Source organism: Paenibacillus sp. 1SOY10 (assembly GCF_056836745.1).
In genome coordinates this window covers 1214257-1234973 of sequence record NZ_JBXENK010000001.1, presented here as the reverse complement: position 1 = coordinate 1234973, position 20717 = coordinate 1214257, and the positions used below count along the sequence as shown (strand labels likewise).

The window sequence follows — 20717 nt, the reverse complement described above, 5'->3', positions numbered from 1 at the left end:
TTTGAATGAAATAGCTGAATATGTTGAACTACCTTATAGGAGAAACCTATTAGTCTAATAGATACTATATCTTTGTTAATCCTCCCCCCTTATGTTACAACAGTAGGAGATGATGTTTACGAAGGGGAGCGGTAGGAATGGCTGAAGTAAAAAAAATCGCAATAATTGCGGGCGACGGTATTGGCCCCGAAGTGGTGGCCGAAGCGGAGAAGGTATTGAAGCGTACGGAGGAACTATTCGGTTATCGCTTTGAAACGGAACATGCCTTGTTCGGCGGGATCGCGATCGACGAGAAGGGGACGCCGTTACCGCAAGACACGCTTGAGGTGTGCCAGCAAGCGGATGCTGTACTGCTTGGGGCAGTTGGCGGTCCAAAATGGGATAACAATCCGAAGGAGTTGCGTCCCGAAACGGGTCTGCTGGGTATTCGCAAAGCGTTAGGATTGTTCTCGAATCTGCGTCCGGCAGTCGTGTTTGATTGCTTGAAGGATGCTTCGACGCTTAAGCCTGAAGTGCTGGAAGGTACGGATCTGATTGTGGTACGCGAGCTTACCGGGGGCATCTATTTTGGTGAGAAATACCGCCGCGAGACTGAGTATGGACAAGAAGCGGTGGATACTTGCGCATACAATGTTACCGAGGTAGAGCGTATTGTTCGTCAGGCGTTCGAAATTGCCGGTAAACGTCGCAAAAAGCTGGCCTCTGTGGACAAAGCGAATGTACTGGAAAGCTCGCGACTGTGGAGAGAGGTTGTCAATCGCGTAGCTCCGGAATATCCCGAGGTCGAACTGGAGCATGTACTTGTAGACAACTGTGCTATGCAATTGCTGCGTCGTCCCTCCAGCTTCGATGTCATTGTGACGGAAAATATGTTCGGGGATATTCTCAGCGATGAAGCAGCCATGCTGACGGGTTCAATCGGCATGTTGTCCTCGGCTTCTCTGGGTGAAGGCAGCTTCGGATTGTACGAGCCGGTCCATGGCTCGGCACCGGATATTGCTGGACAAAACCTGGCGAATCCGATTGCTACGATTCTGTCGGTTGCCCTGATGTTCCGTATGACCTTCGGGTATGAAGATGCTGCGAACGCGATTGAAGCCGCTGTAGCGAATGTCCTGGATGCGGGTCACCGTACAGGCGATATTGCGGTGGACAAGAGCAAAGCCATCGGTACCCGCGAGATGGGCGAGTTGATTATTGCCGCCATTAAGAAATAAGCCGCACGAACAAGGCTTGTTTGACTTTAAAAATAGCCGATGATACCATGTGAGTTGTAGGTTTGCAAAGGAGGTTTTTGAAGTGGCAGAACGTTTGGTTGGAAGACCCGCACCGGATTTTGATATGGCCGTGGTGACCGGGGACGGTAAGGAATTTGGACGTAAGAAGCTGTCCGATTATCGTGGCAAGTGGTTGGTATTTTTCTTCTATCCGCTTGATTTTACCTTTGTATGTCCGACTGAAATTACTGCATTGAGCCAGGCATACGAAGAATTTCAGAAGCTGAATTGTGAAATTCTTGGTGCCAGTACGGACTCGGAGCATAGTCATAAAGCATGGATTAACACACCGAGGGATAGTAACGGCCTTGGCCAGTTGAACTTCCCGCTCGCTTCTGACATTACGAAGAGTGTAGCGCGCGATTATGGCATCCTCATTGAAGAGGAAGGTATTGCTCTTCGCGGCTTGTTCATTATTGATCCGGAAGGCGAATTGAAGTATGAAGTAGTTAACCATAACGATGTGGGCCGTAGCGTGGATGAGACCCTTCGTGTCTTGCAGGCGCTGCAATCCGGCGGACTATGCGCCATGAATTGGAAGCCGGGCGACAAGAATTTGAACGGATAACATCTATATTTTAGCAGTACCCCCTGTTTGGGCAATGCCCCCGCAGGGGGTTTTTTGCCCCACAATGCATGGTTTGAGCCCCCTGGCGGAAAAGTAAACATAAATGAGATTTTATTAATTTTCGCAGGAATTTGCAGAGGGCTCCACGAATAAATTATATGACATCCCTGCTTGTGTGCACGAATTGGGGAATGAACCAAACGCGGGAAAGGGTGAAGGGGAATGAGTTTTTGCTGCGGAGCCAGTATGTTGGGAACAAAGGGAACATTGAAGCATTATCGTACGCAGGTTCATAATGTGCCCCTTTTATTTTGCCCGGTATGCCATCGGGTTGAGGTTCATTATAAAGTCGAAAATGAATATGAAATTTTGGCCGAGTACGCTCATAGCGATGGCGTTTCCGAGATCGACTTTCAGGATTTTGTCATGGAGGACGATGATTCGATCTTCGGTAATTGCGTCAATCGGGAGGATGAAGATCCACTCGTTATCGTACAAAGTCAAATTGATATTTCTCTCGATCTTCTGTCTGTAGCCAAGCAAATTGGCGATGAGAAGTGGGAAGATGAGCTGAAGAAGAGGCTGGCCGTGATGAGCCGCCGCAGAGCCAGACTACAGCATAATAACCGCTAAATCCGCAAAATAGTCTTCCGGGAGGAAGGCTATTTTCTTTTTTTAGGACCAGGGTCGTTCTTTTGCGTTGATCCAACCTTTTTCGACAGTATCTCTGGTTGACGGTATTTGGAAAACTTTACTATGATTGAAGCAGGATGCTCTGGGGGACGGCACAGTCAGCGTTATGGCAAGCAGAATCAATAGACATTGCTAATTATTTATGTGCGCCGGTTAGGGTAAAGTTCTTCTCAGGTAGTGATCGTATGTTGTCGGTAGGCAAGTACATCATTTGTGTAAAGGGGGAACCAACTTGTTGAGTGAATTTCAAGAGACACTGCTCCAGTCCGTCAAAGCATTCCAATCAACCCAACTCGTCAAAAACAAGTATGAAAACGTGCTCCAGCACCTGGACAGCGGTATTATGCTGTTTGATAGCGACGGGGTTCTAACCTTCATCAATGTTCAAATGGCCAAGCTCCTCGAGCTACCGCGCCAGTCCCTTATTGGCTGTAACTTGCTGCATATGCTCAGGCATCCGCACCTGAACTCCTTCAAGAAGCGCAAAATTATGCGGATTTACCGAGAGACCATTTTTCACCGGAAGAAATATCATGAATTAATTGATGAATACGGGAGGCACTGGTTAATCACGGTTACCTATGGGGATCAAATGGACGGAGATTTCTTACTCAGTGTCAAGGATGTCTCTGACTTTAGAAGAATTGAAGAGGCTGCTTACCAAAATGATAAGATGGCGATGCTGGGCAAAATATCAGCCGCAATCGCCCATGAAATTCGCAACCCGTTAACAGCCATTCGTGGATTCATTCAATTGCTGCGACCGCATCTTATGGAGTTGGGCAAGGATGAGTATGCCCGGATTATCTTGACAGAAATCGACCGGGCCAATGATATTATTCATGAATTCCTGAACTCGTCCAAGCCGTCAGCTCCGCAGAAATCGGCGGAGAGTGTATCTTCTTTGCTGAAGGAGGTTGTGCTGTTAACCGAGAGTGAAGCGGTCATGAAGGGCTGTCAAATGATACTGCATGCCCCTTCAGAGGAATTGTTCGTCTCCATTGATGTAAAGCAGATCAAGCAAGTGCTGCTGAATATTATCAAGAATGCGATGGATGCTATTGCGGAAGTGGAAGGTGAACATCAGGGAGTTATTGATGTGGGAGCAGAAATGGATGGGAAATTCGTGAAAATCTCCATCCAGGATAACGGCAACGGAATGGATAAGGGGATGCTGGTTCGTCTCTTCGACCCGTTCTTTACTACGAAGGAAAAGGGGACAGGCCTGGGGTTATCGGTGAGCTATCGCATTATCCGTAACCATCGGGGAACGATATCTGTGGACAGCCTGAAGGGAGCCGGAACCATCTTTGTGATTTCTCTGCCGGTAGCATAAGCATAATAATGAAGCGCAAGAAAACCAATTGAAAAGGCGCCTTGCTCCGCCGTTGTGGCTCTGGAGCAAGGCGCCTTCATTGTTATTGTTAGGTTAGGGAGCCAGCGTGATGTATAACTGACTGGCAACGCCCTTGCTTAAGGCAAGCCGGGAGCCCTTGACGTTAACAATCAAGTTGCCGCCGGTTTCACTGACTACTGTAATGGATGCTCCAGGTACGATACCCAGGCCCTCAAGAAACTTACGGGTAGCCTCAGAGGCTTTACAATCGCGGATGATAGCTTCCTGACCTGGAGGCAGCATAGTTAGTGGCATGTCATGAGTTCCTCCTTGATTTAAGGGCGGTGAGTTGAAGCTTCAGAGTGCTTCTTCGGCTCGCAGCAGGAGCTGAACTGCTCGCAGGAGCCACTACACCCGGCACAGCCCCCGCCTGATTTCTGACGCTTGATATAGCGATACACAGTGAAGCCGATGATTCCGGCCAAGACAGCAACGATCAAGTAATCAATCATGAAGATTCCTCCTTAAATAAGGATACGTATGGATTCAGGCAATACCGATTCCGAGTAAATGCCCGACTTGATAGACCAGCATGGATATCACCCAGGCAAGCCCGCATTGATAGGCCACCGTGAACAAAGTCCATTTCCAGGAGCCCAGTTCTTTCTTGGCGGTGGAGATCGCCGCCACGCAAGGGGCATACAGCAAGACGAACACCATAACCGAGAAGGCGGCCAGCGGTGTGAAATGTGCTTGCAAAGCTGTACCCAAAGCGGTGGTAAGCTCTTCGGTTCCTGTATTAATGTAGAGAATTCCCAGTGTACTGACAACGGCCTCCTTGGCAATCAAGCCCGTTAGCAAAGCAGCTCCAATCTGCCAATGAACGACTGTTGAATCCTTGACGAAGCCAAAGCCATTCCAACTGAAGAGTGGAGCAATCACTTTGCCGATGGCACCGAATATACTTTGGGAAGCATCGTCCACCATTTGAAAAGAGAAGTTGAAGCTTTGCAGGAACCAGATGACGACGGTCATAGATAGCAGAATGGTTCCGACTTTGATGACATATCCCTTGGCCTTTTCCCAGGTGTGAGATACCGTTGATTTGAGGGTAGGAATACGGTAAGGTGGGAGCTCCATCACAAATGGAGCAGATTCGCCACGCATGACAGTTCGGTTGAGCAGCAGACAAGACAGCATGGCCATCATAATGCCCAGGAAATATATGCTGAAGACCACAAGTCCCTGATGAGCGGCAAAAAAGGCCCCGGCAAATACGGCATATACAGGAATCCGTGCGCTACAGGACATGAACGGCATCAAGGTAATTGCTAAGCGGCGGCTTCGCTCATCCTCTAGCGTACGCGTAGCCATAATGGCGGGAACTGCACAGCCATAGCCCATTAATAGAGGAACAAAGGCTTTGCCAGAAAGGCCAAAATGACGGAAAATCCGGTCCATGACAAACGCTACTCTGGACATATAACCGATGTCCTCCAAAATAGAGAGACACAAGAAGAGAATAACGATTTGCGGGAGGAAGGAGAGGACGTTGCCGACGCCTGTAATGACTCCACCCACTACGAGGCCTTGAATGACCTCAGAGGCCCCGGCCCATTCAAGGAAACGGGCGGCTACATCTGGCAGAACCTCGGTCACGAGGGCTCCGAAGGGATCGACGATCAACGCACCGATCGACCCTACAGCCATCTCGAAGATCAGATACATGATGGCGAAGAAGATGGGGAGTCCCAATAGACGATGGGTCACAATTTTATCCACTTTATCGGAGAAGGAGAGCTGGCCTGGTTGAGCTCCTTTCTTGACATGACGGGAGATAGCGTCACTGATGTACTGGTAACGCAAATCCGCAATCAAGGTTTCTAGCTCGCCATTCGCTGCCCGTTCGGCTTCATTAACGATATGGTCAATCGAGGACTCCAGAGCAGCAGAGAGCTTCAGTGTTGGCTTGATCTTCTCATCCTTCTCCAGCAGCTTGATGGCATGGAACAAGGTATTTTCGTAGCCACCTGCCTTCAATGCCTCGCTAATCTCCATCATCGCCCCATATAACTTCGTGTTCTTGAGTGGGCCTTCGGGAGCAGATTGGGACTGATGATGAAAGGCGATGGCCTTCTCCAGCAATTCCTTGATGCCTTGATGCTTGGTGGCCACAATCGGAACAATAGGGACTCCCAGGCGTTGTTCCAGACCCGCAATGTCGATCTGATCTCCGCGAAGCGCCACTTCATCCATCATATTAAGTGCGATGATGCTGGGGATTCCTAATTCCAGCAGTTGTGTCGTCAAATACAAATTACGCTCGATGTTGGTGGCATCAACAATGTTAATGATGACGTCAGGCTGGTCGTTAGCCAAAAAATCCCGGGCAACAATCTCTTCAGCGGTGTAGGGGGAAAGAGAGTAGATTCCGGGCAAGTCGATAATTACGATATTTTCTTGGCTCTTCTTGCATCTTCCCTCGCGTCGTTCCACCGTGACACCAGGCCAGTTGCCGACATGGGCATTATTGCCTGTCAAATGATTGAAGAGGGTTGTCTTACCGCTATTGGGATTTCCCGCTAATGCAAACCGGTATGCCATGGTTCTTCATCCTTCATTTATAGATTTACTTTCTCTACTGTGATTTGGTCTGCTTCTGATTTGCGTATGCTTAGATCATAGCCGCGGATGTGGATCTCCAGTGGATCGCCAAGGGGAGCGACTTTTTTCATTATAATCGTGGCTCCCGGAGTAATTCCCATATCCATCAGCCTTCGACGGAGAGGACCGCTGGCTCCGATGCCTTTGATAATGCCGCTTTCTTTAGGTTTAAGCTCTTTCAAGGATACAATCATCTGGATAACCTCCAAAATACCAGTATAAACTTAAATGAGAATCAATCTCAATTAGATCCAAATGTAATATATCATGCAGTTTGAAGCGGTACTGTGAACAAAATCATATCGAGAACGGCTTTACTTTTGGAAGCAGCATCAAGTAAGATGAATAGTAAAACCAAGACGGAGAGGAACATGCAGGGATGAAGGCCAATCAATGCAAGATTGTGGACTGCACCATACGAGATGGTGGTTTGGTGAACAACTGGGATTTCAGCGTCGAATTTGTCCAAAAATTGTACGCCGGGTTAAATGAAGCAGGCGTCGACTATATGGAAATCGGCTATAAAAACTCCCCCAAATTGTTAAAGGGGGCTGATGAGGCAGGACCTTGGCGGTTCCTGAATGATGATTTTCTGCGTAAAGTCATTCCGCAAAAGGGAACAACCAAGCTGTCTGCGCTGGTAGATATCGGCCGCGTAGACGAGAGTGATATTTTACCGCGGAGCGAAAGCCTGCTCGATTTGATTCGGGTAGCTTGCTACATTAAAGATGTGGATAAGGCGCTGCAATTGGTTCAGTTATTCCATGACCGCGGTTATGAGACGACGATTAACATCATGGCACTTTCTAACGTAATGGAGAATGAGCTGCTGGAAGCCTTTGAGATGATTAAGCAAAGCGTCGTTGACGTCGTTTATATCGTCGATTCTTATGGCAGCCTTGATTATAAGGACATGGAATATCTGGTGAACAAATTCAAGACCCATCTGCCCGACAAGCGGCTAGGGGTGCATACGCACAACAACATGCAACTGGCGTTCTCCAACACGCTGGTGGCAGCCGATCTTGGCGTTGAACTGCTGGATGCATCTGTTTATGGTATGGGACGTGCGGCGGGGAACTGCCCTACAGAGCTTTTGGTCACGCATCTGAAGAATACGAATTATAACTTGCGTCCGGTACTCAGCGTATTGGAGGAACTGCTTATTCCACTTCGGGAGAAGGAAGAATGGGGTTACTTGATTCCTTATATGATTACGGGCACGCTTGATGAGCATCCACGTTCAGCAATGGCGCTTCGGGCTTCGGACGACAAGGACAAAGCCGTTGATTTCTATGACAAGCTGACGACCCCGGAAACGACAGTTATTCGTACCAAAAAATAAGCAGAGCAGGGTATCCCTGAGCTATGCAAGAGTCTTCATTCCCTGGCAATGGGGGGATTGAAGACTCTTTTTTTAATGTTTTTATTTAAACCAGCTGGAAAAGTTGTCCTTTTTCTCGACAAAGTTAGATGGGAAGGCAGGAAAAGAGAGGAAAATGTTGAATTAATAGCATTAGGTACTTTCAGTGCATCGAACGTAACCTACCTTTGGAGGATGATGGACATGAGGATGGGGACAGAAGAGAAAGCAACAATCATCCAAGGGATTATTGGTTTGGCGGCGATGATTGCCATTATTCGTTTGTCGTCTGCAATAACTTGGCCTGAATCGGCCCGATGGCCTGTTGTGATTGGTCTGCTCCTGCTGTATTTAGCGGCAGGATTAGTAGTGTGGCTGCGCCAACGTCAGCAGGGACTGCGTTCCCTGGCTAGGTTGACGCTTATTCGTGCGTTGGTGTTTATGTCTATGGGGCATTTATTGCTGATCCTGCCACCGGAAGAGGGTTATGGGTTGGCTCAAGCGGCTGGGCTGTGTTATATGTTTGTCTCCTATTATATTGTATTGAAAAGTACGTATCGCCTGTCCGTAGAGGAACCGGTGCGTAGCGGACAACAGGTCGAAGCACAGATGAAGCAAATAGTTTATTATGATGACTTAACTGGACTGCCCAATTTGCGGCAGATGAGAGAGAGCCTTGGCGAGTCGTTGGGAATGCCTCATACCTCGACAGGAGTAGGGGTAATCCATATTGATCGGTTCAAGGCAATCAATGACTCGTTGGGGTATGGAGCGGGTGACAAGCTGCTAACCGAACTTGGCAGCCGTCTGGTAGCGCTGTGTCAGGGAGGAGAGCAGGTTTATAGAATGAGTGAGGCCGAATTTGCGGTCTTATTACCTGATATGCCCGATATTGACATGCTCGAAGACCGGGCGAAGCAGCTAATCCATGCTGTAGATCCAGCGGTGGTTATTGATGATACCGAGTATCATATCACCTTGAGCATGGGCTTGTCGGTCTACCCGGACGATGGCAGCTCCGTTGACCAGATGATCCAGTATGCCGATATGGCGGTGTATCAAGCCAAAGAGCAAGGTCATGATTTTATGCGATATAACGCTACTATGAAGCAACGCACCCAGCTCCGCGTAGAGCTGGAGAACGACATGCGAAAGGCACTGGAGCGTGAGGAATTTTTCCTGGAGTTTCAGCCGCAAATCAGTCTGGATACGGGAAGAATGGTCGGTATCGAAGCGCTCGTTCGTTGGAATCATCCCAAGCGGGGGCTGCTTCCGCCTAATGAGTTCATACCGCTGGCTGAGGATAGTGGCCTGATCGTCCCGCTTGGCGAGTGGGTGTTGAGGATGGCTTGCAGCTACAACAAGCAATGGCAACTGGAGGGATATGAGCCGATATGCGTATCCGTCAATTTGTCAATGCGGCAGTTCCGGCAATACAATTTGGCTGAGCGGGTGGGTACCATTATACGCGAGGTTGGCCTGGATCCGCGGTACTTGGAGCTGGAAGTCACGGAGAGCATGACGTATGATATCGACACGGCGTTAGAGCAATTAAACGCTTTAAAGAAGCTGGGAATACATATTAGCATTGATGATTTTGGCACAGGCTACAGCTCACTATACTATTTGAAGAGCTTGCCCATCGACCGACTGAAGATTGATCGTGCGTTTGTTCGGGAGGTTATGTATGATGGCAATGATGCGGCGATTGTATCCACGATTGCCACGATGGCCCATCATTTGAAGCTTAAAGTTACCGCCGAAGGTGTAGAGAACGAGGAACAACTTGAATTTCTGAAGTTGCAGAAATGCCACGAAGCTCAGGGCTACTTATTCAGCAGGCCGGTATCCGCAGGAGTGCTGGAACGGGAGTTTCTAATCCGGTCAGTTAGCTAATGTAATTGGGACGGTGGATTTGCGTGCTTGCGCAAGCCACCGTCTTTTTAATGGTTGTTATAGAGAAAGGCCCCTTGTAAGAACAAGGGGCCTTTCTACGAATCAAGCGAAAGCGGGTGATGGGAATCGAACCCACGCTACCAGCTTGGAAGGCTGGAGTTCTACCATTGAACTACACCCGCAACATATAATGGTCGGGATGACACGATTTGAACATGCGACCCCCTGGTCCCAAACCAGGTGCTCTACCAAGCTGAGCTACATCCCGAAAGCAAAAAAATTAGCGAAGACAAAACATAATATACCACTTCCCAGAAAGAGATGCAAGAACTTTTTCATGGATGAATGTTCTTCACTCGGCCGACCTGCCCGTCCTGCAGACGGACCTTGATTCCGTGCGGATGCTTGGGGGAGTTAGTCAAGATATCCTTGACGATGCCGCGGGTTAGTTTGCCGGTGGGTTGATCTTTTTTTAATACAATATCCACGGTTAAGCCGGGAGCGATATTTTTACGTTCGTTGCCGTTCATAGTTGAGAACTCCTTTGATTTAAAGTGTGAATCCAAGATTCGCCTTTTAAAGGATATCACATTAAGGCCACAGCTTGCCAATGCCATGGCCTTTAGCTTATAATAGCAGGGTGAAAGCCGCATATTGGTCGGCTGAGGTGCTCTGAGACAGGATAGAGCCATAGTGATATATATGCAATGATGGAGAAGAGTAAGCAGTAGCCTCCTGACAGGGAAGAGACGCCAGTGATTGAGAGCGCCTCTAAGGGAAGACGGCTTTGCCGAAGTTCACTCCGGAGCAGTTCCTTGAACCGCTGCTTACAGGACGTTTGCCGGCCTGATGGCGCAAAGGCGCAGTAGAGGATACCGGTCTGCGAGCCGTTATCTCGTTAGAGTGAAAGCAGCATAGGCTGTGCCAGTCCATAGAGGCGGCGCATGCGATGCCGTTTTAACAAGGGTGGTACCACGGTCTTTTCGTCCCTTACGGGAGAAAGGCCTTTTTATTTTGTTTTATTAGGAGGAGCTACTGATGAAAGAACGTTTGGAATTACTCAAAGCGGAGGCGCTTAAGGCGCTGGCGGAGACGTCCGATGCGGGACATTTGAATGAACTGCGGGTTAAATATTTAGGTAAAAAAGGTGCATTGACCGAGATTTTGCGCGGTATGGGTGGACTCAGTGCCGAGGAGCGTCCGGTGATTGGCCAAGTTGGCAATGAGGTGCGCGCGGCTATTGAAGCTGTTATTGAAGAGAAACAGTCTTATTTCCAGCGTCAGGAGACGGAGGCGCGTTTGGCGGCGGAGAAAGTAGATGTAACTTTGCCAGGACGACCTCTTAAGCAGGGGAGCGTTCATCCTCTGAATCAGGTGATTCAGGAGATCGAAGATATCTTTATCGGGATGGGTTACCGGGTTGCTGAGGGACCGGAAGTTGAAACGGACTATTACAATTTTGAGGCGCTCAATTTGCCGAAGAATCATCCGGCCCGTGATATGCAGGACTCCTTCTACCTGACCGATGATTTGCTCATGCGGACGCAAACTTCTCCGGTTCAAGTACGGACGATGGAAGCGATGAAGGGCGACGTACCGGTGAAGGTGATTTGCCCGGGCCGCGTGTTCCGCCGGGATGACGATGATGCAACTCACTCGTTCCAGTTTCATCAGATTGAAGGTCTGGTGGTGGGCAAAAGAATTCGTATGAGTGACCTGAAAGGGACCCTTCTGGAATTCACGCGCAAAATGTTTGGGCAGGATACGCAAATTCGTTTGCGTCCGAGCTTCTTCCCCTTCACGGAGCCCAGCGTTGAGGTTGACGTGACTTGCGTGAAATGTAGCGGTCACGGTTGCCGGGTGTGCAAGCAATCCGGGTGGTTGGAGATTCTTGGCAGCGGGATGGTACATCCGCGTGTGCTGGAGATGAGTGGTTATGATCCTGAAGAATACAGCGGCTTTGCCTTCGGGATGGGAGTTGAACGGATCGCCATGCTCAAATACGGGGTGGATGATATCCGCTACTTCTTCAATAACGATCTGCGGTTTCTCCAACAATTTGCCAGAGTTTAATTTTACCGTGAGGAAGGAAGGGAACAAAGATGAAAGTATCAACCGAATGGTTGTCAGACTATATTTCACTAGATGAAGTTAATATTAAGGAACTGGCTGAACGAATTACCCGCTCCGGGATTGAAATTGATTCTGTTGAGAACCGGAACCAAGGCGTAACAGGAGTTGTTGTTGGCTTTGTCAAAAGCAAGGAAAAGCATCCTGATGCGGATAAGCTGAACATATGTACCGTCGATGCCGGCCAGGAAGAGGATTTGCAGATTGTTTGCGGCGCCAAAAATGTGGATGCCGGGCAGAAGGTCCCTGTGGCATTGGTTGGCGCTAAGCTGCCGGGCGGCTTGGCGATCAAGAAAGCGAAGCTTCGCGGGGTTCTTTCGCAAGGTATGATTTGTTCCGCCAAGGAACTTGGAATGAATGACAAGCTGTTGCCTAAGGAATTGCAGGAAGGCATTCTTGTATTGCCTGAGGATACAACAGTAGGAACGCCAATTACTACGTTGCTTGGTCTGGACGATCAGGTGCTCGATTTTGATCTGACGCCGAACCGCTCCGATTGTCTGAGTATGCTGGGAGCTGCTTACGAGGTGGGGGCTATTCTGGGCCGTGACGTCCAGTTGCCGCAGCCCGGTCAAGAGTTGACCGAGTCGGCCCAGCAAGCTAAGGAGCAAATCAAGGTGCATATCGATGCTCCTGAAATTTGCAGCCATTATGCAGTACGCTATATCTCTGGTGTTAAGATCGGAACCTCACCGTTATGGATGCAAAACCGCTTGATGGCAGCCGGCATTCGTCCCATCAATAACATTGTCGACATTACCAACTATGTCATGCTTGAATATGGACAGCCACTGCATGCCTTTGACGCGGATCGAATTCGCGGCGGAGTGCTCGGCGTTCGCGAGGCCAAGGCGGGCGAGAAGCTGGTCACCCTGGATGGTCAGGAGCGTTCGTTGGAAGCTGGAGCCCTCTTCATCGTAGACGGGGAAGATCGGCCGGTCGCTCTGGCAGGTGTCATGGGTGGACAAGATACGGAAGTCACGGAGCAAACGGTCAATATTGTGCTGGAGTCGGCGAAATTCGACGGCGGTACGGTTCGCAAAACCTCCCGTACATTAGGGTTGCGTTCGGAAGCTTCGCAGCGCTTCGAGAAGGAAGTTGATCCGCAGGCCGTTATTCCGGCACTCAACCGCGCAGCGGCATTGATGTCAGCCCATGCGGGTGGCAGCGTCAGTGAAGGTATCGTAGAAGTGGCGCAAGGATCACCCCAGCAATTGGTGATTGAACTGTCGTTGCAGAAGGTCAATGACTACTTAGGTACTGACATTTCCTTAACGGAAGCTAAAGGTATTTTCGATCGTTTGCATTTTGAAACCACGGAGACGCAAGGCGCGTTGAAGGTATCCATTCCAACTCGGCGGGGAGATATTACCCGTGACGTTGATTTGATTGAAGAGGTAGCAAGATTGTACGGCTATGACCAGATCCCGACGACAATGATAGAAGGCGAAACGACGGCAGGAGGCTACACCAAGCCGCAACGCTTGCGGCGTTCCTTGCGCAGTCTGCTCGTACACGGTGGCTGGCAAGAGGTGATGGGTTATTCCTTTATTCGTGAAGGAGCAAGTGCCAGCTTCCCGCGACTTGTCGAAGAGGAGCAAGAGATTCACTTGGCTATGCCGATGAGCGAAGACCGCAGCGTGCTGCGTGGGAGCTTGTTGCCAGGCATGATGGAGATTGCCGCCTATAACCGAAATCGGAAGCAGGATAATCTGGCTTTGTTCGAATTCGGCACGGTATTTCTGTCCCATGAAGAGAAGCTGACTCGGCAACCCCACGAATTCTCAGTGCTTGGCCTGCTCTTAACAGGTGAACGTACGGAGAAGCGTTGGAATGTGGCAGCAGAGAAGGTGGATTTCTTTGATCTGAAAGGGGCACTCGAAAGTCTCTTTGCTTACTTGGGGCTGCAGCAGCATATATCTTATGAAGCGGATCAGCCGAAGGGCTTTCATCCGGGTCGTTCGGCTTCCATTTATTTAAATGGTTCGGAAGGTAAGCAGAAGCTGGGTTCGCTGGGACAACTTCATCCGGAGTTGCAACGTGAGCAGGACCTTGATGATACCTATGTAGCAGAACTGCTCCTGGAGCCATTGTTCGATGATGCCGGGGAAGCGGTGGCTTACCGTGAATTGCCACGTTATCCGGCGATGCAACGCGATATCGCAGTTGTGGTGGATGATGTGGTGGAAGCTGGAGCGCTTATTGCTGCTATCCATGAGACCGGAGGAGAGTGGCTGGAATCGGTGCAAGTGTTTGATGTGTTTACCGGAGCCAAGCTGGGTGAAGGCAAGAAGAGCGTAGCCTTGTCCCTGGTATACCGCGATAAGGAACGGACCCTGACGGATGAAGAGGTGACTACAGTCCATAACCAGGTCGTGGACCGTCTGTCGCAAACTTTTGCGGCTGAGCTTAGAAAATAGCAGGAATTGGGCAAAGTCACATCGAATCAAAGTAAGATAACCGATTCGATGTGACTTTTGTGCATGATCAGACATCATGAGACGACACAGAGGAACAAAGGAGGCACAAAGCTTTGAGTAATCCAGGCCGAATTAGCGTGAATGTAGAAATTTATGGAAATTCTTATAAAATCGTTGGCAGCAGCGCGGAGTACATGAAGCAGGTTGCGCGCCGCGTAGATGAACATATGCGTAGCATCTCTCAAGTTTACACTCATTTGGATACCCCTCGTCTGGCGGTATTGGCCGCCGTGCGGATGGCTGAGGAAGCCATCAAGGTGGAGCAAGTGCAAGCTGAATTGCAGAGCATCAAGCAAGAGAAGGCGGTTCTGGACCAGGAGAATGGCGTCCTCCAAGGCCTGCAAGCCAAGCAAGAGGAGATGTACAAGGCACTCCAGGAAGAGCATCAGAAGGTAAAGGATGAGCGAAAGCAGCTTATTGAGCAGAAGGAGAAGCTGGAGGCCTCATTGCAAGGTCAGGAAGGGGATGTTCGCAAGCTTCGCAGCCGGGTGCAGGAACTGGAGCGTCAGCTTGGGGAGCAGCGGAATAGTAATTCCCAACTTCAAGCCAAGTTGCGCCATGCTGAGCAGCAAACCTCCAAGGAGAAGGAAGCTTCCGCAAAGCTTGGGCAGCAACTTCAAGAGGCACAGCGTAATGAGCAAGCGGCGAAGACCGCAGAACAGCGGGCACAGCACCATAGCGGCAAGCTGGAACAGCAATCCAAGGAGCTTCAGGATACGCTCTTTGGCGTCGAAGCCGAGGCCAAGCAGTTGAGGCAGCAATTGCAGGAAGCCAAGGGCCGGGAGGACAAGCTGCGTTCTGAAGTAGCGGCAGCGGTGCAGAATGAGAAGTCCTGGCAGAAGCTGGCAGAGAAGAGAAATGAGGAGCTTAGCGGATTGGAAATTAATCTGCTGGACGCTGAAGGACACAACGAGCAATTGTCCGAGCAGCTTCAAGCACAGGGCACGGAGCTTGAGCAGACCGTCAACAAGCTTAAGGCAGAGCAGGACAAGGCGGCTACCCTGGCCGGAGATTTGGATGCGTTGCGCTTGAATCTGGAGCAGGGAGATCGAGAGCGGGAAAGCGCTATGCTCTCTGCGAAGTCTGCAGCCGAAGAAATGCGACGTTTGAAGGAAGAACTGGATGAATGGCAAGGCCGCATGCAAGAAATCGAGAACGAGCGCAAGGAAGCTACGGATCTGGAAGAGGAACTGGAGCAATTCAAGCTGTCGGCTGAAGAACGGGAGCAAGTATGGAAGAAGCAATGGGCTTCTGCAGAGCGAGAATTGAATTCCTGGCGCGAGAAGGAAAGTGAAATGCAACGCCAGCTTGATGAATGGCAGCAGGAGAGTGCAGCAGGCAGCGAGCAGGCCTTGACTCTTGTCCAGGACGTAGAGTCCCTGGAGGAACAGAAGCAGCAGCTTGCCGATCAATTGCAGCAGGTGACCGACAGTTATGAGGTTGTCTCGCATGAATACCGACTAATGCAATTAGAACGTGAAAATGAGCGCGAGAAAATGGCCAAGCAGGAAGAGGAATATCAGCGCTTGAAGAACGATTACGCCAAGCTGCAGACCGAATTCAATGAATGGATTGAATTGATTGAGCAGGACCAAACCTGATCCAAACGATCCAGAGCCCCGGCTAGGTGCCGCGGGCTCTGTTTGCATGTCCTATTCAACAATAATGGTGGAGACCATGGAGCCGTGTCCCGAGCCACACATGATCGAGCAGGCAACTTCATATTCCCCTGCCTCGGTGGGCACGATGACGGTAGAATCATTCTTCTGATCTAACTGTACTCTTAGTCCGGGGATAAGTACGCCGTGGTAGCCCGAGTCATTCTTGAAGGTGATTTTGACGGGAACGTCCTTCTTGAGATGATATTGCTGTTGATCAAATTGATAATTGCTGGCTTTGATGAGGAGTTCTGCTTCGGGAGTTATTCCGTTGTTGCCAGTAGTGTTCGCCCCTCCCGCATTATCTGTGTTACAGGCTGTAACAAGGAGTAACAAAACGGAACTCGCGGCGATGGCTATGCTTTTCTTCACATTCATCCCTCGCAATACGGTATATTTGTGACGATTTCAAAAACATCATACCGTATTTTTGCAGCAAGAAAACTTAGCGAGTTTGACTAATTGTTGAACACTCGGAAACCAAGAGATATGTATGAGACAAAAAGGCCCCGGTTCCGTATGAAACGGGAGGAAGCCTCTTTGCCTGAGCGGTACACCCGAATTACCGGGCAGATCTGTCTCTCCCTGCATCAAACGGGGTTGCTACAGGAATGAACAGGTCGATAATACCAATGACCAATGCTGCCAGTAGAGCACCGATGACAGAGACAGATACGCCAGCAATGATGAACTGGGCAAGCCAGATCACAAGCGCGCTTGTAAGAAAGCCGACGATTCCGCGCCCGAAGGGAGTAACCCTTTTGCCGAAGATGCCTTCAATAGCCCAGCCCATAAGAGCAATGACCAAGGAGAGCAACAGAGCGCTGCCAAAACCGCCGATGCTGAATTGCGGTACAAGCCACCCTACAACGAGCAAGACCAGGGCGGAAACAATAAATCTTACAACATGTCCTAGAAAATTCATGTACATAGCCTCCTTCTTGGAAATGTGTATACTGGCTATTACACAATTAGCATGTTCCATGAAACGTGTTCTTATGTGCGCACGGGGGCAAATGGCGAAAAATGAATGGTTTCGTTATAATAAAATCATAGCTTGAGGGGAGTCGTGAACGTTCTTGGATGAGAAAATTTTGAAAACAATGGAATATCGGAAAATTATAGATCAATTAGTCCATTTTTCTCAAACGCCTATTGGCAAGCAAGCGGCGGAAGCCTTGCTTCCTATTAGCGATTTGGAGGATGTCAAGCGCATGCTTCAGGCTACTGATGAAGCGTTTAAGGCGGATCGTCTCAAGGGAGCGCCTAGCTTTGGCGGTATCGTAGATATTACACCCGCGGTCAAGCGGGCTCGAATTGCCGGAACGCTAAATCCGCATGAGTTGCTCGGCATCGCTACCACGCTTGAAGGGTCGCGTCGAATCAAGCGTTATATGGCAGCGATGCATGAGGAGCATGTGTTGGAGCTGTTAGTTACGCTTAGTGAGGCTCTTAGTGATCAGAAGGCTCTTGAGGAAGCCATCAAGCGTTGTATTGATGATAACGGAGAAGTCCAGGATTCGGCTAGCTCCGAGTTGTCGCAGATTCGCCGCGAGCTGCGCGGCGGAGAAGTGCGAATCAGAGAGAAGCTAGATGCGATGATTCGTTCCTCCAGTGTAGCAAAAATGTTGCAGGATCAATTGATCACCATTCGAGGTGACCGCTTTGTGATTCCGGTGAAGGCAGAGTACCGTTCTCATTTTGGCGGTATTGTGCATGATCAGTCCGGATCGGGAGCAACGTTGTTCATTGAGCCAGAATCGATTGTGGCGATGAACAACAAGTTACGGGAGACGAGACTTAGAGAAGAACGCGAAATCGAAGTTATCCTGCAGAAGCTGACAGCGCTTGTGGGAGATCAGGCTGAGCTACTGCTGTATGATAGCGATGTGCTGGGACAGTTGGATTTTATATTTGCCAAAGCCAGATTGGCCCGGGAAATGAAGGGAACGCTGCCGCGGATGAATGACCGTGGCTTCCTGAAGCTGAAGAAAGGGCGACATCCGCTGATTGCATCTGACAAGGTCGTACCGATTGACGTAGAGCTGGGGAACCAGTACACAACGATCATTGTTACTGGGCCGAATACGGGCGGGAAAACAGTGACGCTCAAGACCATCGGCTTGCTTAGCTTGATGGCGATGTCCGGGCTGTTCGTTCCGGTAGAGGAAGGAAGCCAGCTTTGCGTATTCGATGCGATTTATGCAGATATCGGGGACGAGCAGAGTATTGAACAAAGTCTCAGTACCTTCTCCAGCCATATGAAGAATATCATCTCCATTCTATCCAGAATGACGCCCAAGAGCCTGGTGCTCCTGGATGAGCTTGGCGCAGGCACCGATCCTGCTGAGGGCTCGGCCCTGGCGGTAGCGATTCTGGAACATATTCATACGCTGGGCTCCCGGATGGTGGCAACGACTCATTATAGCGAATTGAAGGCATATGCTTATGAGCGGAAGGGTGTCGTTAATGCCAGTATGGAGTTTGATGTGGCTACCCTAAGCCCCACTTACCGTTTGCTAGTGGGGGTTCCTGGTCGAAGCAATGCCTTCGCGATTGCCGAGCGTCTGGGCCTGCCTGTCGAGATTCTCGACTACGCTCGGGGTGAAGTGGACGAAGAGGATATGCGGGTAGAGAATATGATTGCTTCTCTGGAGCAGAATCGCCTGGGGGCGGAGCAGGAAAGAGAGACGGCTGAGCAACTGCGGCGTGATCTGGAAGCTCTGCGCAGCCGCCACACCGCTGAGCTGGAGAAGCTGGAACAGCAGCGGGATAAGCGCCTTGAGAAGGCAGAAGACGAGGCGGCTTCCATCATCGCCAAGGCGCGTCAGGAAGCCGAGAAGATTATTACAGAACTGCGCCGCTTGGCTCAAGAGGAAGGAGCGGCGGTCAAGGAGCATAAGCTGATTGCTGCTCGCAAGCAACTGGACGATGCCGAGCCACAGAAGCGGAAGAAAACAGCAGTGGCACGAAAAGCGGACAAGGCGCCTCGGCAAATCGAGGCGGGTGACGAGGTAATGGTGTACAGCCTCAACCAGAAGGGGCATGTTGTGGAACTATCTGGCAGCAAGGAAGCGGTGGTTCAACTGGGCATTATGAAAATGAAGGTCAGCGTGGACGATATGGAGCTGATCTCGGCCGCAGCGGCGCCCAAGCCGGCACAACGTAATGTGACCAATCTTAAGCGTACGCGGGATGATCAGGTGCGGAGCGAACTCGACCTGCGTGGCTCCAATCTGGAAGAGGCATTGATTGAGGTTGACCGTTTTATTGATGAAGCGTACCTTGGCAACCTGGGCCAAATTTATATTATCCACGGGAAAGGAACGGGCGTTCTTCGAACGGGGATATCTGATTATTTGCGCAAGCACAAGCATATCAAGAGCTATCGCCTGGGCAACTATGGAGAGGGCGGAGCCGGAGTAACTGTAGCAGAATTGAAGTAAAGCACGGAAGCAAGAATGGAGGACGGGCTTGAAACATAACATTGATCCGTTGTTGGAGCAGCCGCTGGGACTTATGCTCGGTTACTTTTCCGTAGCGGTGCTGGAATTGATCGTTTTTCTTTCCTGTTTTGAATTGCTGGCGAGGTATCGTTGCTGGCAGGAAATCAAACGCGGTAATATGGCAGCATCGCTGGCAACCGGAGGCAAGATATTCGGGTTGTCCAACATTATTCGCTATGCGGCGGATCATCCTTCCATTTATGATTTTATGATCTGGTCCTCCGTTGGAGCCGGACTGTTGCTGGCAGCTTATGTGCTATTTGAATTTTTGACGCCGGTATTCCGAATCGACGAAGAAATTGCAAATGGAAATACCAGCGTTGGTTTTATAGCGTTGGCAGTCTCCGTTTCGGTCTCTTTTCTGATTGGGGCTTGGGTGGTTTAGGTTAGATTCGAGGAGGCAGCGCAGGATGAAAAATCTCATAAGAGTATTATTTATCGCCGCCGTGCTGTTTTTGGCCGCAGGAATTATTTTTTTGACGAAGGGATGAGCATTGAGATGGAAACGACAATTTGCCCATGGTGCCAAACGGAAATCGTCTGGGACGAAGAGCTTGGTCCGGAGGAAGAGTGTCCGCATTGCCATAACGAGCTTAAGGGCTATCGGACGCTGAGCATTACCCTTGGGGAGGATAACGACTTTGAGGACGAGGCGGAGGACCATCCCTTCAATGACCGGAAGCATCAGCATGATGAAGAGGATCAGGACGACGACAACGCCTATTGGGATGACGAAGAGGAGACTTCCCAGGTTGGTGGGATACATCGGCTGGGCGCATTGGCGGCTGCCGGAGGCGATTTGCTGAAATATGAATCTGGTGTGGAAAAGCTGCTTGATGGTCAAGAGGAAGTGCCTGAATGTCCACATTGCCGTGAGTATATGCTATATGCCGGCAAGCAACCATTAACGGCGGAGCATGGGTTTGGGGTCGTGCAGCCTGCCGGTCTTAAGGGGCCATTACTGCCGGACTCTGCTGAGCTTAACGTGTATGTATGCACAGCCTGCTTCCATGTTAGCCGTTTTCTGACGGAGGAAGCCCGTCTTTCCCTCATGCGTGTGATTAGTGGAGAAGAAGAAAGCTGATTTTGCAGCTACTTCCCAAACTGGTTAATTTTATAATATTAAGAAGCCCTGTCCAAATAAGG

The 20717-nt window shown here is 50.0% G+C and carries 19 protein-coding genes and 2 tRNA genes; 12 read left to right on the top strand and 9 right to left on the bottom strand.

Features of this window, described 5'->3' with window-relative positions; genetic code table 11:
• Positions 1–137: 137 nt before the first annotated feature.
• The 4 genes from leuB (at position 138) to AC1VOR_RS05695 (ending at position 3874) form a co-directional block, all read left to right on the top strand.
• On the top strand, positions 138–1217 hold the full coding sequence (gene leuB, locus AC1VOR_RS05710; protein ID WP_482616331.1) for a 3-isopropylmalate dehydrogenase: 1080 nt from the start codon (positions 138–140) through the stop codon (positions 1215–1217).
• 82 nt (positions 1218–1299) lie between these two features.
• Positions 1300–1845, top strand: a complete 546-nt coding sequence (locus tag AC1VOR_RS05705; protein WP_482616329.1) for a peroxiredoxin — start codon at positions 1300–1302, stop codon at positions 1843–1845.
• Positions 1846–2067: 222 nt separating this feature from the next.
• A complete protein-coding gene (locus AC1VOR_RS05700; RefSeq protein WP_018753050.1) occupies positions 2068–2478 on the top strand; it encodes a hypothetical protein in 411 nt (136 codons plus the stop codon).
• A gap of 292 nt (positions 2479–2770) precedes the next feature.
• The gene (locus AC1VOR_RS05695) at positions 2771–3874 is read left to right on the top strand and encodes an ATP-binding protein (protein ID WP_482616326.1); all 1104 of its coding nucleotides are present in this window, start codon (positions 2771–2773) and stop codon (positions 3872–3874) included.
• Positions 3875–3967: 93 nt separating this feature from the next.
• Here the strand turns inward: AC1VOR_RS05695 and AC1VOR_RS05690 are convergent, their stop codons facing one another.
• From AC1VOR_RS05690 to AC1VOR_RS05675, 4 genes are read right to left on the bottom strand one after another with little or no spacing between them, the layout of a single operon-like run.
• Positions 3968–4189 (bottom strand): FeoA family protein, encoded by a 222-nt coding sequence (locus AC1VOR_RS05690; protein WP_482616325.1) that lies wholly within the window; start codon positions 4187–4189, stop codon positions 3968–3970.
• Between the two features lie 20 nt (positions 4190–4209).
• On the bottom strand, positions 4210–4386 hold the full coding sequence (locus AC1VOR_RS05685) for a FeoB-associated Cys-rich membrane protein (RefSeq protein WP_482616324.1): 177 nt from the start codon (positions 4384–4386) through the stop codon (positions 4210–4212).
• 34 nt (positions 4387–4420) lie between these two features.
• A complete protein-coding gene (gene feoB, locus AC1VOR_RS05680; protein WP_482616322.1) occupies positions 4421–6478 on the bottom strand; it encodes a ferrous iron transport protein B in 2058 nt (685 codons plus the stop codon).
• Positions 6479–6495: 17 nt separating this feature from the next.
• Positions 6496–6732: a FeoA family protein gene (locus tag AC1VOR_RS05675; RefSeq protein WP_482616320.1), complete on the bottom strand. Its 237-nt coding sequence runs from the start codon at positions 6730–6732 to the stop codon at positions 6496–6498.
• 185 nt (positions 6733–6917) lie between these two features.
• Between AC1VOR_RS05675 and AC1VOR_RS05670 the strand changes: the two genes are divergently transcribed.
• Both AC1VOR_RS05670 and AC1VOR_RS05665 read left to right on the top strand, forming a co-directional pair.
• Positions 6918–7883: an aldolase catalytic domain-containing protein gene (locus AC1VOR_RS05670; RefSeq protein WP_482616318.1), complete on the top strand. Its 966-nt coding sequence runs from the start codon at positions 6918–6920 to the stop codon at positions 7881–7883.
• A gap of 222 nt (positions 7884–8105) precedes the next feature.
• On the top strand, positions 8106–9797 hold the full coding sequence (locus tag AC1VOR_RS05665) for a putative bifunctional diguanylate cyclase/phosphodiesterase (RefSeq protein ID WP_482616317.1): 1692 nt from the start codon (positions 8106–8108) through the stop codon (positions 9795–9797).
• 111 nt (positions 9798–9908) lie between these two features.
• On the opposite strand, the gene AC1VOR_RS05660 is transcribed toward AC1VOR_RS05665, so the two are convergent.
• From AC1VOR_RS05660 to AC1VOR_RS05650, 3 genes are all read right to left on the bottom strand, one after another.
• Positions 9909–9979: transfer RNA gene (locus AC1VOR_RS05660), tRNA-Gly, on the bottom strand.
• 9 nt (positions 9980–9988) lie between these two features.
• A tRNA-Pro gene (locus AC1VOR_RS05655) sits at positions 9989–10065 on the bottom strand.
• A gap of 67 nt (positions 10066–10132) precedes the next feature.
• Positions 10133–10327, bottom strand: a complete 195-nt coding sequence (locus AC1VOR_RS05650; RefSeq protein ID WP_482616315.1) for a YwbE family protein — start codon at positions 10325–10327, stop codon at positions 10133–10135.
• A gap of 508 nt (positions 10328–10835) precedes the next feature.
• On the opposite strand from AC1VOR_RS05650, the gene pheS reads away from it, so the two are divergent.
• From pheS to AC1VOR_RS05635, 3 genes are all read left to right on the top strand, one after another.
• The gene (pheS, locus tag AC1VOR_RS05645) at positions 10836–11870 is read left to right on the top strand and encodes a phenylalanine--tRNA ligase subunit alpha (RefSeq protein WP_482616314.1); all 1035 of its coding nucleotides are present in this window, start codon (positions 10836–10838) and stop codon (positions 11868–11870) included.
• Positions 11871–11899: 29 nt separating this feature from the next.
• Complete coding sequence (pheT, locus tag AC1VOR_RS05640) at positions 11900–14347, top strand: phenylalanine--tRNA ligase subunit beta (RefSeq protein WP_482616313.1); 2448 nt, start codon at positions 11900–11902, stop codon at positions 14345–14347.
• 113 nt (positions 14348–14460) lie between these two features.
• The gene (locus tag AC1VOR_RS05635) at positions 14461–16008 is read left to right on the top strand and encodes a cell division protein ZapA (protein WP_482616312.1); all 1548 of its coding nucleotides are present in this window, start codon (positions 14461–14463) and stop codon (positions 16006–16008) included.
• A gap of 51 nt (positions 16009–16059) precedes the next feature.
• Here the strand turns inward: AC1VOR_RS05635 and AC1VOR_RS05630 are convergent, their stop codons facing one another.
• Together AC1VOR_RS05630 and AC1VOR_RS05625 are read right to left on the bottom strand one after the other, a co-directional pair.
• Positions 16060–16443 carry a cupredoxin domain-containing protein gene (locus tag AC1VOR_RS05630; RefSeq protein WP_316245757.1) on the bottom strand — a complete coding sequence of 128 codons (384 nt, stop codon included), beginning with the start codon at positions 16441–16443 and terminating at the stop codon, positions 16060–16062.
• A gap of 184 nt (positions 16444–16627) precedes the next feature.
• A complete protein-coding gene (locus AC1VOR_RS05625) occupies positions 16628–16990 on the bottom strand; it encodes a phage holin family protein (RefSeq protein ID WP_482616310.1) in 363 nt (120 codons plus the stop codon).
• Positions 16991–17144: 154 nt separating this feature from the next.
• On the opposite strand from AC1VOR_RS05625, the gene AC1VOR_RS05620 reads away from it, so the two are divergent.
• The 3 genes from AC1VOR_RS05620 (at position 17145) to AC1VOR_RS05610 (ending at position 20655) form a co-directional block, all read left to right on the top strand.
• Positions 17145–19511 carry an endonuclease MutS2 gene (locus tag AC1VOR_RS05620; protein ID WP_482616309.1) on the top strand — a complete coding sequence of 789 codons (2367 nt, stop codon included), beginning with the start codon at positions 17145–17147 and terminating at the stop codon, positions 19509–19511.
• Between the two features lie 28 nt (positions 19512–19539).
• Positions 19540–19956 carry a DUF350 domain-containing protein gene (locus AC1VOR_RS05615; RefSeq protein WP_187377794.1) on the top strand — a complete coding sequence of 139 codons (417 nt, stop codon included), beginning with the start codon at positions 19540–19542 and terminating at the stop codon, positions 19954–19956.
• A 114-nt stretch (positions 19957–20070) separates the two neighbouring features.
• On the top strand, positions 20071–20655 hold the full coding sequence (locus AC1VOR_RS05610) for a hypothetical protein (protein WP_059051834.1): 585 nt from the start codon (positions 20071–20073) through the stop codon (positions 20653–20655).
• Positions 20656–20717: the final 62 nt, after the last annotated feature.

Coding starts and splice junctions, on each gene's coding strand:
- leuB (WP_482616331.1), top strand. CDS start 138: ATGGCTGAAGTAAAAAAAATCGCAATAATTGCGGGCGACGGTATTGGC.
- AC1VOR_RS05700 (WP_018753050.1), top strand. CDS start 2,068: ATGAGTTTTTGCTGCGGAGCCAGTATGTTGGGAACAAAGGGAACATTG.
- AC1VOR_RS05690 (WP_482616325.1), bottom strand. CDS start 4,189: ATGCCACTAACTATGCTGCCTCCAGGTCAGGAAGCTATCATCCGCGAT.
- AC1VOR_RS05685 (WP_482616324.1), bottom strand. CDS start 4,386: ATGATTGATTACTTGATCGTTGCTGTCTTGGCCGGAATCATCGGCTTC.
- feoB (WP_482616322.1), bottom strand. CDS start 6,478: ATGGCATACCGGTTTGCATTAGCGGGAAATCCCAATAGCGGTAAGACA.
- AC1VOR_RS05675 (WP_482616320.1), bottom strand. CDS start 6,732: ATGATTGTATCCTTGAAAGAGCTTAAACCTAAAGAAAGCGGCATTATC.
- AC1VOR_RS05670 (WP_482616318.1), top strand. CDS start 6,918: ATGAAGGCCAATCAATGCAAGATTGTGGACTGCACCATACGAGATGGT.
- AC1VOR_RS05665 (WP_482616317.1), top strand. CDS start 8,106: ATGAGGATGGGGACAGAAGAGAAAGCAACAATCATCCAAGGGATTATT.
- AC1VOR_RS05650 (WP_482616315.1), bottom strand. CDS start 10,327: ATGAACGGCAACGAACGTAAAAATATCGCTCCCGGCTTAACCGTGGAT.
- pheS (WP_482616314.1), top strand. CDS start 10,836: ATGAAAGAACGTTTGGAATTACTCAAAGCGGAGGCGCTTAAGGCGCTG.
- pheT (WP_482616313.1), top strand. CDS start 11,900: ATGAAAGTATCAACCGAATGGTTGTCAGACTATATTTCACTAGATGAA.
- AC1VOR_RS05630 (WP_316245757.1), bottom strand. CDS start 16,443: ATGAATGTGAAGAAAAGCATAGCCATCGCCGCGAGTTCCGTTTTGTTA.
- AC1VOR_RS05625 (WP_482616310.1), bottom strand. CDS start 16,990: ATGAATTTTCTAGGACATGTTGTAAGATTTATTGTTTCCGCCCTGGTC.
- AC1VOR_RS05610 (WP_059051834.1), top strand. CDS start 20,071: ATGGAAACGACAATTTGCCCATGGTGCCAAACGGAAATCGTCTGGGAC.